Source organism: Cypionkella psychrotolerans, from assembly GCF_001294535.1.
Taxonomy (GTDB): Bacteria; Pseudomonadota; Alphaproteobacteria; order Rhodobacterales; family Rhodobacteraceae; genus Cypionkella; species Cypionkella psychrotolerans.
Window position 1 is genome coordinate 417,662 of the sequence record NZ_LGIC01000086.1, and the last position, 16,805, is coordinate 434,466.

13 protein-coding genes are annotated in these 16,805 nt (G+C 60.8%); 5 read left to right on the forward strand and 8 right to left on the reverse strand.

The genetic code is table 11. The annotated features are described in order from the left end of the window. Nucleotides 1-21 precede the first annotated feature (21 nt). Nucleotides 22-2,655: a type VI secretion system ATPase TssH gene (gene tssH / locus AKV04_RS21680; RefSeq protein WP_054008457.1), complete on the forward strand. Its 2,634-nt coding sequence runs from the start codon at nucleotides 22-24 to the stop codon at nucleotides 2,653-2,655. 42 nt (nucleotides 2,656-2,697) lie between these two features. Here the strand turns inward: tssH and AKV04_RS21685 are convergent, their stop codons facing one another. Further along, nucleotides 2,698-4,956 carry a peptidoglycan DD-metalloendopeptidase family protein gene (locus AKV04_RS21685; protein ID WP_054008458.1) on the reverse strand — a complete coding sequence of 753 codons (2,259 nt, stop codon included), beginning with the start codon at nucleotides 4,954-4,956 and terminating at the stop codon, nucleotides 2,698-2,700. Between the two features lie 169 nt (nucleotides 4,957-5,125). Then, nucleotides 5,126-5,524 (reverse strand): DUF1036 domain-containing protein, encoded by a 399-nt coding sequence (locus tag AKV04_RS21690; RefSeq protein ID WP_054008459.1) that lies wholly within the window; start codon nucleotides 5,522-5,524, stop codon nucleotides 5,126-5,128. A 120-nt stretch (nucleotides 5,525-5,644) separates the two neighbouring features. On the opposite strand from AKV04_RS21690, the gene AKV04_RS21695 reads away from it, so the two are divergent. From AKV04_RS21695 to AKV04_RS21705, 3 genes are all read left to right on the forward strand, one after another. Beyond that, on the forward strand, nucleotides 5,645-6,826 hold the full coding sequence (locus tag AKV04_RS21695) for a mandelate racemase/muconate lactonizing enzyme family protein (RefSeq protein WP_054008460.1): 1,182 nt from the start codon (nucleotides 5,645-5,647) through the stop codon (nucleotides 6,824-6,826). Nucleotides 6,827-6,918: 92 nt separating this feature from the next. After that, complete coding sequence (locus AKV04_RS21700) at nucleotides 6,919-7,365, forward strand: hypothetical protein (RefSeq protein ID WP_054008461.1); 447 nt, start codon at nucleotides 6,919-6,921, stop codon at nucleotides 7,363-7,365. Further along, nucleotides 7,349-7,957, forward strand: coding sequence for a FecR family protein (locus tag AKV04_RS21705; protein WP_082351785.1), 609 nt, complete (start codon nucleotides 7,349-7,351; stop codon nucleotides 7,955-7,957). Before AKV04_RS21700 ends, AKV04_RS21705 begins: the two co-directional genes overlap by 17 nt. On the opposite strand, the gene AKV04_RS21710 is transcribed toward AKV04_RS21705, so the two are convergent. Next, nucleotides 7,954-9,807 (reverse strand): CHASE2 domain-containing protein, encoded by a 1,854-nt coding sequence (locus AKV04_RS21710; protein ID WP_054008463.1) that lies wholly within the window; start codon nucleotides 9,805-9,807, stop codon nucleotides 7,954-7,956. The genes AKV04_RS21705 and AKV04_RS21710 overlap by 4 nt on opposite strands. Continuing rightward, the gene (locus AKV04_RS21715; RefSeq protein WP_054008544.1) at nucleotides 9,797-10,510 is read right to left on the reverse strand and encodes a Crp/Fnr family transcriptional regulator; all 714 of its coding nucleotides are present in this window, start codon (nucleotides 10,508-10,510) and stop codon (nucleotides 9,797-9,799) included. Before AKV04_RS21715 ends, AKV04_RS21710 begins: the two co-directional genes overlap by 11 nt. Nucleotides 10,511-10,675: 165 nt before the next feature. On the opposite strand from AKV04_RS21715, the gene AKV04_RS21720 reads away from it, so the two are divergent. Next, nucleotides 10,676-12,559, forward strand: a complete 1,884-nt coding sequence (locus AKV04_RS21720) for a calcium-binding protein (protein ID WP_162232924.1) — start codon at nucleotides 10,676-10,678, stop codon at nucleotides 12,557-12,559. 170 nt (nucleotides 12,560-12,729) lie between these two features. On the opposite strand, the gene AKV04_RS21725 is transcribed toward AKV04_RS21720, so the two are convergent. The 4 genes from AKV04_RS21725 to AKV04_RS21740 all read right to left on the reverse strand — a co-directional run bounded on the left by AKV04_RS21725 (nucleotide 12,730) and on the right by AKV04_RS21740 (nucleotide 16,803). Beyond that, nucleotides 12,730-13,545, reverse strand: coding sequence for an ATP-binding cassette domain-containing protein (locus tag AKV04_RS21725; protein ID WP_054008465.1), 816 nt, complete (start codon nucleotides 13,543-13,545; stop codon nucleotides 12,730-12,732). Continuing rightward, nucleotides 13,542-14,561 (reverse strand): ABC transporter permease, encoded by a 1,020-nt coding sequence (locus tag AKV04_RS21730; protein ID WP_054008466.1) that lies wholly within the window; start codon nucleotides 14,559-14,561, stop codon nucleotides 13,542-13,544. Before AKV04_RS21730 ends, AKV04_RS21725 begins: the two co-directional genes overlap by 4 nt. Nucleotides 14,562-14,684: 123 nt before the next feature. After that, nucleotides 14,685-15,665, reverse strand: a complete 981-nt coding sequence (locus AKV04_RS21735) for a substrate-binding domain-containing protein (protein WP_054008467.1) — start codon at nucleotides 15,663-15,665, stop codon at nucleotides 14,685-14,687. A gap of 109 nt (nucleotides 15,666-15,774) precedes the next feature. Then, nucleotides 15,775-16,803 (reverse strand): sterol desaturase family protein, encoded by a 1,029-nt coding sequence (locus tag AKV04_RS21740; protein ID WP_054008468.1) that lies wholly within the window; start codon nucleotides 16,801-16,803, stop codon nucleotides 15,775-15,777. Between the last annotated feature and the right edge of the window lie 2 nt (nucleotides 16,804-16,805).

Consider the following 16,805-nt stretch of genomic DNA (forward strand, 5'->3'; position numbering starts at 1 on the left):
ACTGATTTGAAGGGAAACACTATGGCCGATATTAGCCTTGAAACCGTCGCCGGAAAGCTGAACCGAGTCGGCTATGACGCGTTTCTGCAGTCTTTGCGCCACGCAAAAAATGAGGGCAACCGCAATGTGGAACTGTCGCATTGGCTGTTCCATATCGTGCAGAACCCAAAATCGGATATTTCCGCGACGCTGAACCATTTCAAACTCGACCGCGCCAAGCTGGAGAAGGATCTGGCTTTGGTGATCGACAGCTTTCGGAAAAACGCCACTGAAATGCCGTCGGTTTCGGAATCGATGACCACGGTGATGGACCACGGCTGGCGCTATGCCACCCTGCTGTTCGGTGAGGCGCAGATCAGGACTGGGCATATTCTGGTCGCGGCGCTGAAGGATAAAGAGGCGAGGACCAAGCTGGTGCAGATGTCGAAGGTGTTCGGCGAAATCAACGTCGATACTTTGGTGAATGAGGCGCGGGCGGCGTGGAAAGACTCGGATGAGGAAGACATGCGCCCGATGGACGGCACCGGGGTGGGTCGGGCGGCGGCAGGGGCTGCGGCGGCGGGTGGGCCCACCGGGACCACGGCATTGGATCGGTTCGCGGTGGATATGACGGCGGTTGCGGCATCGGGCAAGATGGACCCGATTGTGGGGCGGGATGAGGAAATCCGTCAAATCATCGACATTCTGTTAAGGCGGCGGCAGAATAACCCGATCCTGACGGGCGAGGCTGGGGTGGGTAAAACCGCCGTGGTCGAAGGCTTTGCGCAACGCTTGGCGGCAGGTGATGTGCCGCCGAAATTGCAGGGCAACAAGCTGTTTATGCTGGATTTAGGGCTGATGCAGGCCGGGGCCAGCATGAAGGGCGAATTTGAGCAGCGCCTGCGTTCGGTGATTGACGAGGTGCAGGGCAGCCCGGTGCCGATCATCCTGTTTATTGATGAAATTCATACGCTTATGGGCGCGGGTGGGGCGGCTGGCACCGGCGACGCAGCGAACCTTTTGAAGCCTGCTTTGGCGCGCGGTACCTTGCGCACCGTGGGGGCGACGACTTGGATGGAGTATGCGAAATACTTCGAGAAAGACCCGGCAATGACCCGGCGCTTCCAGCCGATCACCATTGATGAACCTTCGATTGACCGCGCGTGCTACATGTTGCGCGGGATTCTGGCCCCGATGGAAAAGCACCACGGCGTGCGAATCTCGGATGAGGCCGTGGTGGCTGCAGTGAACCTTTCGGCGCGCTATATCCCGTCGCGGCAGCTTCCCGACAAGGCGGTGTCGCTGCTGGATACCGCTTGCGCACGGGTGGCGATCAGCCAATCGACCACTCCGGCAAAAGTGCAGGATTTGCGGGTGAAAATTCAGGCCTTGGCAAGCGAAATCGCTGCCAAGGAATCGCAGCGCGATCTGGGGGAGGTGAACGAGGACCGTATCAAAGAAGCGCAGGCTGAACAGGCAGTGGCCGAGGCTGAATTGGCCGTGACCGAGGCGATGTATAGCGGCGAAAAGGCGATGGTCGATGAAATTTTGACCCTGCGCGCGTCGCTGACTGAAGAAGGTGCGGATACCGTGACGCTGCGCGACCAGCTTGCGGGCAAGATGACGGGGCTGGAGGAAACCAAGCCGGATGATCGGATGGTTTATTCCCATGTTGATGAGCAATCGGTTGCCTCGATCATTTCCGACTGGACCGGGATTCCAGCGGGGCGGATGGTATCGGACGAATTACAGATGATCCTGACGCTGGGGGATCGGCTGAAAGAACGGGTGATCGGGCAGGATCACGGCTTGGAAATGATCGCAAAGCGGATCGAGACGTCCAGTGCCAAACTGGCGAATCCGAACAAGCCGATTGGGGTGTTTATGCTGTGCGGGCCTTCGGGCGTTGGCAAGACCGAGACGGCACTGGCTTTGGCCGAGGCGGTCTATGGCGGTGAGCAAAATATCATCACCATCAATATGAGCGAGTTCCAAGAGGCGCATACGGTGTCGCTGCTGAAAGGTGCCCCTCCCGGCTATGTTGGCTATGGCGAAGGCGGGCGGCTGACCGAGGCGGTGCGGCGCAAACCACATTCGGTGGTGCTGCTGGACGAAATCGAAAAGGCGCATTCCGACGTGCATGAGTTGTTCTTTCAGGTGTTCGACAAGGGCATCATGGAGGATGGCTCGGGGCGGTCGATCAACTTCAAGAATACCCTGATTCTGCTGACCTCAAATGTCGGCACCGAAGTGATCATGGATATGGCGGAGAAGGGCGAAACCAAACCCGCGGTCGAGGATCTGACCGAGGCGATGAAGCCCCACCTGACCCGCGTGTTCCCGCCTGCCCTGCTGGGCCGCATTGTGACGATTCCGTATTTCCCGCTCTCGGCCGATGTTTTGGCGGGGATTGTGAAGCTGAAACTGAAGGCCATCGTGCGCCGGATGAAGGAAAACCACGGCGCGACTATGACGGTGTCGCCCGAGGTGATGGATTATATTGTCGATCAATGCAAAGATCCGGATTCGGGTGGCCGCATGGTCGATAACATCATCACCAACACCATTCTGCCTGACCTCAGCCGCGAGGTGCTGTCGCGCATGGTGTCGCAGACCGAGATGAAAACGGTGGAGATCGTGATGAAAGACGGCAAGATCGGTTACGATTTCGGCTGACATGTGGTGGCAATGTTGGGTGCGTGCTTGCACGCACCCCTTTTATATCGGCGTGCCCAATATCCCTGCGATGATCTTCTGATAGGCCAGCACTTCGGGCGGGGTCGCAGCAACAGTAGGCAATGAACCGCCACCCTTGCGGCTCATCTTCAATTCAGCCCATTCCTTGACATAGGCAATCGTGCGGCCTGCAAGGAACGGGTTGGCCTTAACCACACCGCCGCCCATCACATCGGCGACCAGTTGATCATCCTGCGCGCTCAGCACCATATTCGCGCCCTCGGCCCCCAAGAAATGGCAGAGATAAAGCCGCCCGGCGGTGATGTCATGGCCGCGCGCGCGCAGATAGCTTTCGCCTTCGCGCGCCAAGGCGGTGACCATATCGCGGCTGATGGTGGGATCGGTGCGCAGGGCCAGAAGGCTGGCGCGGCCCATCGTCGAAGCCAGATCGGGGCGGTATTGCTGCATCATCCTCAGCCATGTGCTCTCAATAAACTGGCCTAGACCCACGGCGCTGGACAGCGGATTGGCGGCATCGGCCTTGCCGCCTGATTCGACGCGGATGATCTGATCGACAAGAATTTCCACCGCCGAGCCGCCGCCATCCGCCACCACAGTCACCCCACCCACCAGCGGATCAACGGCCACGCCGTTCTCATACAACTCGAAATGCAGATGCGGCCCGGTGGATTGCCCGGTGGTGCCGATATAGCCGATCAGCTGGCCTGCGGTGACGGCCATGCCCGCCTTGATGCCATCGGCGAAGGCGCTCAGATGCGCGTAGCGGGTTTCCAGATTGCCGGGATGGCTGATCTTGATCAGGTTGCCATAAGTGCCGCCGTCGCCCGCCGCCAAAATGGTGCCGCCGAAAGCCGCGACCACCGGGGTGCCGACCGGGGCTGCCCAATCCGTGCCCTTGTGCAGCTTTAGCACCTTGAGGATCGGGTGCATCCGGGGGCCGAAGCGTGAGGTCAAAACACCTTTGGCCGGGGTGACGAAGCCCGCGCGCAGGGAAACGCCACCGCCCGCAGCCCCGCCGCCGCCGCTGGTGCCGGGGCCGAAGCAAGTGTAATCTTCTCTGCCTGCGGGCTTGTAGACATGGCATTCCAGCACCTTGCCCTCACCCTTGATCGCGGCATACAGCACCTGACCGGGGCCGGAACCCCCCGTACCCGGGTCACGGGAGTAAAGCAAAGTCATCTTATCGCCGGGGGCGGCGAAGCTATCCATATCAAAGGCTTGGCTCATCATCACGATGGTTTCGGCCACCACGGCCGAAGGCACGCCATTGCGGATAGCCGCCGAATAGAACGCATCCAGCATGCGGTATTTGCGGCTGGTGTCCACGTCTGCGGCGACCTGATCGCCCGCGAAGCTGAACAGATCCTCCTCGACCCATGGGTCCGCCGAAGTCACCACATTGCCCGCATCATTCAGTGCCACCGAGCCGAAATAATCGGTCTTGGTGTAAAGCGAGGCCTGCACCGGCACCATCATGCCAGAACGGTTCGCCGCCCGCATCGCGAGAATTTTCCCCGGCCCCAAGCTGGCAAATTCGGGCAGCAGAAGTGCTGCTGCCTCCGCAAAGCGTTTGGCCGCCGTGGCATCCATGCCGTTCTCGGTCATCAGGCCTATCAGATCGGTGGTGTCTTTCAGCCGCAGGAAGGTGTCTTGATAGGGCGGCTTGCGTTGCGCTTCTGGCAGGATGAAATTGACGCTGGTGGTGTTTTCAATCCGGGTTTTCACATAGGTTTCCGGCGTGGTGGTACCGTCCATATTCTCGCCCCAACTGGCATCACCATCGGCGACGACAATGGTTTCGGCGGGCTGTTCGGATGGCACCTGGGCTTTCGGTAAGGCGGTGGGAGCGCTACGTTGGGCTTGGAAATAGGCGAAATCCTCACGGCTCGACGGCAAAGTGGTGATCAATTTTTCTTCGCCGGTGATCAGATCATCACTCAGCAAAGACAGCTCATCCCCGGCGCGGTCTGCCGGAATATCTATCGGTCGCAGCAACTTACGGGTTTTCTGCGCGGCCCCAGTATCAAACCGCAGCACCATCGGATCGCCTGCAAGATCGACGAAGGCCGAGACATAGGCGGCGGGCGGCGTATCATCGGCCACATCGAGCGGATCATCCGGGGTGCCAACCGTCACCACGCCACCGAAATACAAAGCCACGGCCACGCCGGACAAAGCCAGCAGCGCCGCGACCCACAGTACAACGCGCACCGCGACCGCGTTGCTACGCCGCTGCGCAGATCGGTCGCGCGCCGCTTTGAATCGGGGGTCGATTTCCATGCCAACCTTGCCGGAATAAGCTGAAATACAATCTATGAACCAAGGCCAACCTAGCGCAGCGGGGATCAACTGGCCAGCGGCTCACAAATTGCTAAACTTGTCTAAAATGGTCATCCTCAGTGCTCAAATATCCTCGGGGTGAGGCCGCAGGCCGAGGGGCGGAAAGCCCCTACTGCGTGGCCGCCAAAAACAACGTCCACCTCTGGGTTTTCAGCGTATCGACCTCAATAAACCCCGCCGAAATATCGCCGCGCGACCAGCATTCCGAAATCCCCCGGATCGAAAACTTGCGCGGCGAGACGCACATCTGCGTCGTGCCGTTCAGGATTGGTTGGCCAAACACGTCTTGCGCATAGAGGTAGATGTAGCGGCTGGTCAGTTCTTCTTTGATCACATTGGCGCATTGGTTTGGGCCGATGGTCCACCAACCCTCGGTCTGAAACTCGCCTTCGACATCCTGTCCAATGGCAACGTTCACCACGTCGAAACTTTGGTTGCAGACCGCAAACTCCGCCGCCGCTGGGCTGGCGAGGCAAAGACCGATCAAAAGGGGCAAGGCGCGGATCATGCCGTCAGCATAGCTGCCCTACCCCGCGCCGCAAAGTGGCAAGCGGCGACTTTTCTTGTCGCAAACACACCGGACATGCCCTGCGATCCTAGCCACGCTGACCGCAACCAAGGAGCCGCCATGCAGATCAAAGCCATTCGTGCCACGCCCGTCCTGATCCCATTGGAAGCACCTTACCTTTGGTCTTATGGCGCGCTGGATGGGTTTACCAAGACGATTGTGGAGGTGGAAACCAGCGACGGTCTGATCGGCATTGCCGAAGCGCCCAGTCATGGCTCTGCCACGATCATCGCGCGGATGGCGGAAGCACTGGTGGGCCATGATCCGCTGGACATGGCGGGGCTAGAGCGGCGGGTTTTGCCGTCGATGCCCGCCAATCATTCGGTGACGGACTACGCGACGCGGGCGGCTTGGGGCGGGATTGAGATTGCGCTGTGGGATCTGCGCGGCAAGCTGTGGGGTCAGCCGGTGGCGAATCTGCTGGGCGGCATTCAGCGCGAGGACATTCCATTCACCGATTATTTTTCTTACCGCTTGCCGCAGGGAGGTAAGGGCGGCGAGGCCAGTATTCAGGATGTTGTCGACTATTGCCTTTCCCTGCGCGAAGCCCACGGCACGACGTGGTTTGAAGGCAAAGTCTCCGACCCCGATCTCAACGCCAATATCCGGTTGATGCAGGCCCTACGCGCGGCTTTGGGCGAGGATGCGATGCTGCGGATCGACAGCAATCAGGCGTTCTCGCTGCCGTCGTGTCTGCATCTTGCACCGCCGTTTGAGGAATTGAATATCCGCAACTGGGAGGACCCGACGCCGGACTGGACGGCGATGAAACGGCTGCGCACTCGCACCACAATTCCGTTTTCGGGGCATAATACCGATATCGGCAAGGCGGTGGCCTATGGCGTGCCGGATGCGATTGTGTCGGATGTGGCGGGGTTTGGCGGCTTTTCGGCGATGCTGCGGTTTGTCTCGGCGTGCCAAGGCGCGGGGATTGATTTCTGGTGCTATTCGGGTGGCTCGGGTCTGGAAACCGCCGCCTATCTGCAGGCCTGCTCCGCCCATCCGCATATCCGTGAGCCGAATCAATCTCTGCTGCGCCAGCAGCCGCATGATGTGATCGCGGAAGGGCCGTTCAGCCCGAAGAACAACCATATTGCTTTGCCAAAAGGCCCCGGCCTTGGTGTGACACTGGATGCGGATCGCGTCGCCTATTGCGCCAGGTTGTTGGTGGAAAACGGCGTGCCGAACAAATACCGCGACCCCGCTGTACCGGGGCAGATGCGGCGGATGCCTCTGGTTTGAGCCTTGCGGGCGGGCTAGGCTGGAGGGGCCCTTATCGAGTGTCTGATGCCCACCAACCTTCACCATGCCTGATGTGCCCAGCTTGATCGTTCATGCTGGCGAAAGCTGGCATGGTGATGTGGCGTCCGGGCGGTTTGATTTCTTCAAAAAAACTGGCGGCTAAAGCGCAGACCGGGGGGATAGCTGCGGGCTTGGCGCAGGCGGGGCAGCCTGCATCGCAGCAGCTTTTGCAAATCCGAATCCATGTTCACTTTCTGATTGGTCCGCGTCAACCGATCCGCCCCGGCATCTTGCGCGCGCTTCCGGGGTATTTGCGCGGGTTTTGGTATCTCGATCAGGTGGGGGCTAATATGACCTCGTCCCTGCCGCGCCGCGCCCTTAGGCCCGATCAGATCGACGCCAAGGTCGCACGGTTTTTCATTAATGGTGTGACGGCGCGGAACCTGCGGCGCGGGCCGAAGCGCTGGCTTGAGCGCCAAAAATCGGCTAGGCTGGGCGGTATTATTGACATGAGGTATTGCGATGGCCCCCCGTACTGAGCTTAGCCGTCGGCAGGTGATGCTGACGACATCTGCTGTGATGCTGCCGCTGCCGATCTGGGCGGCCAGTGATGTCGGCGTGGTGGAAACCACCGAGGGTAAAGCTTGGGCCGCGGGGTCACCTGCCCGAGATCTGGTGGCGCAAGCGGCGGTGTTTCTGGGCGATGAGATTGGCACCGGGGCGGAGTCTCGGCTGACGATGCTGCTGGCGGGTACCACGCGTATTCTGATGGGGCCACAGACCACGCTGACCATTGACCAATTCACCGCCGAGGCGGGGGGCGAGTTGGTGCTGGGCACGGGGGCCATGCTGTTTGACCGCGCCGAGGGCGCGCTGAAAACGCCAGTTCAACTCAACACAGCGTTTGGCCTGATCGCAGTGCGCGGGACACGGTTTTTTGCCGGACCCAGCAAGGATAGGTTCGGGGTGTTTGTCGAGCGCGGTGAAGTGCGGCTGTCTAGCGGCGGGGTGGAGGTGGCGATTCTGCCGGGCTTTGGCAGCGATATTGCGGCACCTGGGGAAGCTCCGTCACAGCCAGCAGCTTGGAAACAGGCGCGGATTGCGGCGGCGATGGCTTTGGTGGGGGCTTAGCTGGTGGGCGGGAGCGTATAGGCCGCCACCTTGCCGAAGCCGCGCAACTCGACCTCGCCCATGCTGTGCCATTGCAGCGCAGGAAGTGCCGCGTATAAAGCTGGCCCTGCCAAAAGCGTGACACCAAGGCCTTTGCCCGCTTGCTCCAACCGTGCGGCGATGTTCATCGCGCGACCGTGCGCGGTGTAATCCAGCTTTTCCCCCGCACCGACATCACCGACCACCAGCACGCCACATTCCATCCCGACGCGGGTGATGCCGAGGCCTTGGTTCTGCGGATCAGCGGCGAATGCAACGCCGTAGGCTTGTAGCGCTTGCCCCGCTTTCACCGCGCGGGCGCAGTGGTCTGGCAGATCGAAGGGGGCGTTGAACAGCACATGTGCGGCATCGCCGACAAACTTGTCCACCATGCCGCCATGGGCGTGGACGATCAGGGTCAGCCCGGCGAAATAGCGGTCGAGGATGGCGATCAGATCGGTGGGCGACAGCGCGTCGGCATAGGGCGAGAAACCCGCGATGTCGGTGAACAAAGCGGTGATCTCGCGCACCTCGCCGGGAAGACGGCTGAGGCCCGATTGCGCGGCGATCCGCGCCACCACAGCGGGCGAGAGATGCCGCTCAAACCGCCGCCGCAGGACTTGGGCATGGCGGCGGGCGGCCAGCATCGCGGCGGTGGTGGCGGTGAGGCCCGTGGCGAGCGGCAGCAGAGCGGGGTTGACCGGGTCGAGTGCAAGGCCCGCGCGCAGGCACAGCGCGGTGGTGGCGACAGCCCAGAGCAAGGGCAGACCGAGCGTCACGGCTAAGGCTTTGGTGGCGGAGCCGTGCGCGGCGATCCAAAGCGCCAGCAGGGCCATCGCCACAGCTGCCGCAATCTCGACCCATGCCGCCCAAGCCGGACGTAGCAGCATGTGGCCCGAAAGCATGGTTTCGATTGCATCGGCTTGGATCTGCACCGAGGGCGCGAGCGGGGTGACAGCCGTTGGGCGCAAGGAGGCCGCCTGCGGCGCGCTGAGGCCAAGTAAGACGATTTTTGCGGAAAAATCGTGGTCTTGTGACAAGGCTTGCGCCAAACTGATGGTCCGGTTGCTCCATTTGGCGGGATCAGTCGGGCGGATGCGCAGGTCGGCTTGGGTGCCGAGGGGCAGGACAATCGCACCGAGGCTTAATTTGCCTTGCCCGATGCGCAGCGCGCTTGCGCCTTGGGCCAGTCGCACAACTTCAGTGGCAAATCCGGGGGCGGGGGATTGATCTGCCAGCACCAGCAGGGGCACGCGACGGACCCTGCCCTGTGCCTCCCCGCGCAGCGCGCTGACGCCTAGGCCCGCTGCGGTCAGGGTTGAGGCTTCTAAGCCATTGGCAAACCATGGCTGCGTTGGCACCGGCGGGCCGGACGACAGCAGCGGGGCCAACGGTGGCACGGGGGCAGATTGATCGGACAAAGCGGCGGCGAGAACCGTTGGTACGCGGGACAAAGCGATTTGCAGGGCGTCATCGCCATCGGTCAGGGCCTTGCCCCCGGGCACATCGGACAAGGCCAGTGGTCCGGCGGGATCGGGGCCGGAGAGCACCAGATCGAGGCCCAGAACATTGGGATTTTGGGCAGCGATCTGGTCGATCACCCGCGCCAATCTGGTGCGTGGCCACGGCCAGCGGCCAAGTTGGGCTAAATCTTGTGCCGTGATCTCAATCACTTGCACTTGACCCGATGGTGCTGCCGCAGTCGCGGCTAGGCCCACATCAAGCGTCGCCTCGCGCAGATCATGCAAGCGGTCGGGCATCGCCAAAGCCACAGCACCCGCCACCAGCAGCGCCACAAAGCCTGCGCGCCGGGCAGCCCGTTCAATCTGCATCGGGTTCGGCCAAGGCTTGCAGCGCGGGAATGTCGCAATCCCAACCGTCTGGCCCTTTGATCAATGCGCCCGCTTCAGCCAGCGCCAAAAGCGCGCGGTTGACCTTGGGGCGGCTGGCGCCCAGCACGGTGGCGAGTTCGGTCTGGCTGATCTCTAGCCGCAGGGTGGCGCGGCTGGGCAGATCGAGACCGTTCAACTGCCGCAAGGTGAACAGCAGGAACCGCGCGGCACGGGCTTCGAGCGGGTAGAGCGCGATGGATTCCAACTGTTCAGTCGTCTCGCGCAGGCGGCGGCTGAGGTAGCGTGCCACGCCCATGGTCAGGGCGGGGTGCTTGCTGGCGAGCGCCTCGTAACTTCGACGGGCGAGGACATAGCCTGTGGTGTTCAGCACCGCGGTGGCATCTGCCGAGCGGGGATCTTGATCGAACAGCGCCAATTCGCCCAAAGTATCGCCCGCTTCGGCATGGCGCAGGGTCAGTTCGCGGCCAGCTTGGGTGATCAGCGACAGCCGCACGCGGCCCGATTTCAGCGCCAGCAGCCATTCGCCCGCATCGCCACGCTGAAAGATCGCCTCGCCCGCTGCCCAGCGCTGCGGGGTGGCGGCGGCATCAATGTACGCAAGCACCGCATCGGGCAGATCCTGAAACAGCGGGAAAGACCGCCAGAAGCTTGGTTTTTCGCGTGAGGGCGGTGCAGGGCTCATCCGGGCTCCGAAGCTTTTGGCAAACTTCGCCTGCCCTGTGATTTCACGCAAGGGTTTGCACACAAAACCCCTGTTCCGCAGGGAACAGCCGCCCGCGCCGCCGCATGGCATTTAAGCCCTACGACGGCAATCACGCCGCGTGACACAGTTTTGATGGAGATTAAAATGGCATCCCTTTTTGGCAAATCCGGCACCCTTGGCAATGACTCGGAAGTCACCGATGGCACTTTGGGCGTCTTGAACGATGTGATTTCCGGTCTGACCGGCAATGACACGCTGTTTTCCTACGTTGGCGACGACACCCTGTCGGGCGGCGAAGGCAATGACGTGCTGCACGACGAGGCTGTGCTGGGGGTTTCCGGCAATGACAATCTGAACGGCGATGATGGCAATGACACGCTGTTTGGCGGGCTTGGCAATGACACTCTAAACGGTGGCGCGGATACCGATACCGCCACCTACAGCAGCTCGACCGCTGCGGTGAATGTCGATCTGAATCGCACGGTGCAAAGCGGTGGTTTTGCGCAGGGCGACCATTTGATCAGCATCGAGAATGTGAATGGCTCGGGCTTTGCCGACCGTTTGGTGGGCAACAGCCTAGCCAATCAGTTGCAAGGCTTGAGCGGCAATGACAGCATCTTTGGCGGCTCTGGCAATGACAGTATCTTTGGCGGCAGCGGGCGTGACAGCCTTGATGGCGGCAACGACAATGACCTGATCGACGCGGGGTCCGACAATGACACGGTGTCCGGGGGGGCTGGCAATGACCAGATGTTTGGCGGCTCGGGTCGTGACGCGATGAGCGGCGGCAGCGGCAATGACCGGATGGATGGGGGCACCGATGCCGATACGATGGCAGGCGATACAGGTAACGACAGCATCACTGGCGGCAGCGGCAATGATGTGCTGACGGGCGGCTTGGACAATGACAGCCTTGACGGTGGGGAGGGCGATGATCGGCTGGATGGCGGCGCGGGCAATGATCTGGTGCGCGGCGGGATTGGCAACGATACCGTGCTGGCCAGCTCGGGCGATACGCTGTTTGGCGACAGCGGCACCGACACGCTGGATTTCACCAATATGTCGACGCTGTTTCAGGTGATCGGCGGCAACAACCAGATCAACCTTGTGACTGGCACCTTCGGCACCACCACTTTCTCGGGCTTTGAGAACGTGATCGGCACCAGCAATGTGGACACGATCAGCGGCAGTTCGGTGGCAAACCGATTGGACGGCATGGGCGGCAGCGATACCATCCTCGGCGGCTTTGGCAATGACACCATTTTGGGCGGTGACGGCGCGGATAGCATCGACGGCGGCTTTGATGCGGACCAACTGTTTGGCGGCGCAGGCAATGACCTGATCTTCGGCGGCAGCAGCAGCGACACGTTGGACGGAGACTCGGGCAATGATGTGATGAGTGGCGGTTCCAGCGATGATCGGCTGAACGGCGACTCGGGCGACGATCAGATGCATGGCGATAGCGGCAATGATGTGATGAACGGCGGCACGGGCAATGACGTGATGGCCGGAGATAGCGGCAACGACGTGATGACGGGCTTTCTGGGCAATGACACCCTAACGGGCGGTGACGGCAACGACTCCATCGATGGCAGCTTCGACAATGATCGGGTTGAGGGGGGTGCGGGTGCCGATCTGCTAAGCGGTGGCACCGGCAACGATGTGCTGATCGGTGATGCCGGGGCGGATGTGCTGACCGGGGGCAGCGGTACGGATGTGTTTGTGTTCCGCGCCAGCACCGACTCTTTGAACCAACTCGGCGGCGCTGATCTGATCACCGACTTCCAGATTGGCATCGACAAGCTGGACTTCACTGGCCTTGACGCCGATCCGATTGCGGCCGGAGATCAGGCCTTTGCCTTGGTGCTGGGTGGCAATGCGGCGGGCACCATCCATATCGAGAAGTTCGGCGCCGGAGCCGATGCGATCACCCAGATCGCGGTCAATCTGGATGGCGACGGCAACCCCGATCTGATCGTGCAACTGACCGGGAACTTGAATTTGGGTGCGGGCGACTTCCTGCTCTGACCCCAGAAAAAGGCAAATGCAACGCCCCGGCTTGGTCCGGGGCGTTTTTGGTCTGAGTTTGAGAGGGCCGTGGACGACCCACTATGCTTAAAGCGTCCGGGCCGAGGCATACCCCGGCCCGGACAGGTTTGGGGTGCTGGGAGAGGTCAACACCCTGGGAAACTCTTCAATCAGGCCAATTTGGCGGGTTGGCCGTCAGGGGCGGTCCTAAAACCCTCAATCTCGGCTTCAAGCGCGGCCATGGTCTCGCCACCCGCCATCAGGTCGGTGATTTCTTCACGGGTTTTGTCACCCTTGCGGAAATCGGCGGCAATCGCCCCCCGGATCAACACCGCAAAATGATCGCCCACCGCCATGGCGTGCATCACTTGATGGGTGATGAAGATCACCGCCAAGCCGCGCCGTTTGGCCTCATTGACGATGCGCAGCACATGGGTAGCTTGTTTGACGCCCAAAGCTGCGGTGGGTTCATCCAAGATCAACACCCGCGCGCCAAAGTGAACGGCGCGGGCGATGGCCAAGGATTGCCGCTCGCCGCCGGAAAGCCCGCCCACCAAACGGTCGCCATCGGTGATGCGGGTGATACCAAGGCGTTGCACGGCCTCCACCGCGATGGCATTAGCTTTCTTCCGGTCATAGATCTTGAACGGGCCCCAGCCTTTGGTGGGCTCGACCCTGACGAAAAACGACCGCCCGATGGACATCAACGGAAACGTGCCGCCGAACTGATGAACTGTGGCGATGCCGTGGTTGGAGGCATCCCGCGGGCTGGCGAATTTGGCGGGCGCACCGTCCATCTCAATCGTGCCGCTAGAGGGCTGATGCACGCCCGACAACAGCCGGATCACAGTTGATTTCCCGGCGCCGTTATCGCCGAGCAGGCACAGGACTTCGCCCGCCCGCAGTTCTAGGTTCAGGTCATGCAAAACGTCGATCGGGCCGAAGGATTTGTTGACGTTGATCAGCTTGAGGATGGGCGCAGTCATGCTTTGGCTCCTTTCTTCTTCGGCGCATAGGACAGCGCCATTTTGCGGAAGGTGTTGTTCATCAGCACCGCCAGCAACAGCAGCACGCCGATGATCAGGCTGGCCCAGTTGGCGTCAAATCCGGTGTAATAGATGCCTTGGCTGACCACGGCGAAGGTCAGCGTTCCAAGGATGATCCCCACCACCGAGCCATATCCTCCGGTCAGCAGCACGCCGCCGACCACAACCGAAATGATCGCGTTGAAGATATAGGATTGCCCCGCAGACACTTGGGCCGAGTTATACAGAATGGCCTGGCTTACGCCAACAAAGGTGGCGCTGGCACCGCTGCACATGAACAGCAGGATTGTCATCCAGTCGGTCGGGATACCTGCGTTGCGGGCGGACACCTTGTCACCGCCCATGGCGAAGATCCAGTTGCCAAAGCGGGTGAAGTGCAACAGGAAACCCCAAAGCAGCGCCGCCGCAATCCACCACAGGATGGTGACTTGGAACACGCCACCAATGAAGCGGCCCAATAGCCATTTCGCCTCGGGCCCGGCCTTTAATGCGACCGAGGTGGTGCCAGTGACCAGAACCGACAGCCCGAGCGTTAGCCCCGCCACCGCAAACAGCGTGCCAAGCGTGACGATAAAGCTGGGAACGGCGGTGCGCACCACCAAAAGGCCGTTGATCAGACCGACAAATGCCCCGAGTGCCAAGGCGGCGCCAATGCCCAGCAGCATCGGCATATGGAAATGCCCCGAAATGATCGCCACCATCATCGACCCTGCGGGCACCAAGGAACCGATGGAAATATCCAACTCGCCTGCAATCATCAAAAGGCCGATGGGGATAGCGATGATGCCCAGCGCCGCGGCCACATTCAGCCAAGACGCAGCCCCACCGATTGAGGCAAAGTTGCTGCCGCCAAAGAAGGTGAAAAAGCCGAACACGGCAGCGAGTCCCAGAAAAGAGCCTGTCTCGGGACGGCGCAACAAGGCACCGATGGAAAACGAGGTGGGGGTATTGGTCATGTACGGGTTCCCGTCGATGCAGATCCGAGGCTTTACCGCGCAGCGTCGCGGGTGGGTCAGATCATGGCGCTTGAAATGTCCGGCCCCGCCGCAATCTTGCGGGGCCGGATGGCGGGTGAAAGCTTAGCGGAACCCAGCCGCAGCACCAGCGATGGTGGCGTCAACATTGGCGCTATCGACAATGCCCGGCCCGGTCAGCACCGGAGCGGTGGCAATCGCGGTGCCAAAGCTGACATAGGCATCCGCCATCGACACCGCCAGAAAGCCTTGCAGCCACGGCTGTTGATCGACCGCAAACAGTTGCGTGCCCGCCTTGATACGGTCCAGCCCCGCGCCGTCCATATCGAAGGACGCGAGTTGCACCTTTGCCGTCAGGGCTGCCTGCTCGATCCCCGTGGCCGCAGAATTGGCATCCGCTGCCGAAATGGTGGCCACGCCGTTGATGGTGGAGTCTTTCATCAGGGTCGCCTTGATCGCTTCGGCCACAGCTGTCGGATCGCCAAAGCTGGAGGCTGGCAGCGGCAGTTGGGTGGAAACACCACCCTCCTTGGCGATGCCGTCCGCCACGCCCTTGCAGCGGTCTTCAAGGTTCTGCGCACCCGGAACAGTGTTGACACAGATCACGTTTTTGAAGCCATGGCTGCCGAAATAGGCCCCCGCTGCCAAACCTGCCGGATATTCTTCGTTGCCGATGTAATTGATCGCGCCCAACTCTTTGGCTTTATCCGCGCCACCCGAGTTATACAGCATCACCGGGATTCCGGCATCCATGGCAGCCTTGATCGCCTCGTCCTCCGCATCGGGCACCCAGTTTGGCACCGCAATCACCGAAGCGCCCTGCGAAATCGCGGTGCGCACCAGATTTGCCGCGTCGCCGCCGATGTTGTCATAGTTTTGCAGCATCAGATAATTGACCGTGCCACCATGGGCCGCCACCACCAATGTGGCATCATCAATGCCCTTTTTCACCTTGGCAAAAAACGGGTCGTCCGCCTTGCCACCGACCACCGCAATGCTGACGCCTTCGGCCAGTGCAGCTTGCGCGCCAAAGGCCAGAACCGTCGCCATCAGAGCGGTCTTCATGTTCAGTTTCGGAAATTTCATGGTCGCATCTCCTCCGAGTTGCCGCCGTTGTGGGCGGATATTGGGTGTTATGGGTCGTAGGGCGCTGGGGGATCTCTCCTCCTCCCGCAGTGCCTTTCGGTGATCGACTTTAGCTGCCCGTCGTCGAATTGGTGTTGTTCACCTTCGCGTTGGCTTTGGCGCGGGTGCGTTGGAACCGCACTTCCATCCGAGCTTCACCATCAGCCGAGCCGTCATGCCATGTGCCGAACCATTGGTCGAAGGGCACCATGCCGTCAGAGTAATTCACCTCAAAATACTTATGGTGCAGATAGTGGGCATAAGCGTGGCTATCCATTGCGGCCTCGCCCGCCTCGATCTTGTCAAAGCCGATGTGGCCGACCACAGCACCCGTACCAGTGACTTGCAGATGATAGAGCATCAACAGCGGGTGCGACGGCAGCACCAGATGGATCAGAATATCCGACCAATACAGCAGGTGTTCGACCGGATGCATCGACAGGCTGGACCACGGCGAGGGGTTGACCGAGTTGTGGTGGACCGAATGCACCCATTTATACAGGAACGGCGTGTGGATCAGCCGATGGATGCAGAAGAAGTGCGCCTCGTGAAACAGCGGGATGATGGCCAGCAGGGCGATCAGCGCCCAGGGATGGGCCTCAAACGTGGTCCAAGGGCCAAAGCCATGCGCCCAAGCATAGAGCATCCCGACTTCATAGGCAGTCCAGATTGGCACGCCGGTGCCAAAGCTGCGCAGGATGTTGTCGATGTTCTGGCTTTTGAACATGAACACATCCGATTTCTTATCTGCCGGGAACAGCCCGTTGAATTTGAAGCGGTTGCCCTGCGCGCGACGGATATAAAGCCGCAGCTCCAACGCACCGTAGAACAGGAACACTAGGGCAGCATTGCGCAGCAGAATAAACACGATCCAAGTCCAGTGCAGGGTTTGCAGCGTTTCCTTGGAGGGCGTTAGATAGAACCAGATCACTGCGGCAAAACCCATGAACAGCGCGTTCCAAGGCAAGATGTAATGCGGCAGCCAAGCGAGCAATTTCAACGGTTTCGGCGGCCAGACGATGATTGGGGCCACTTGCAACGGTTTACTGGGTGAAAAATCCCCACGCTTGTTGCGCTTGCCAAATTTCAGATCCTCCATCC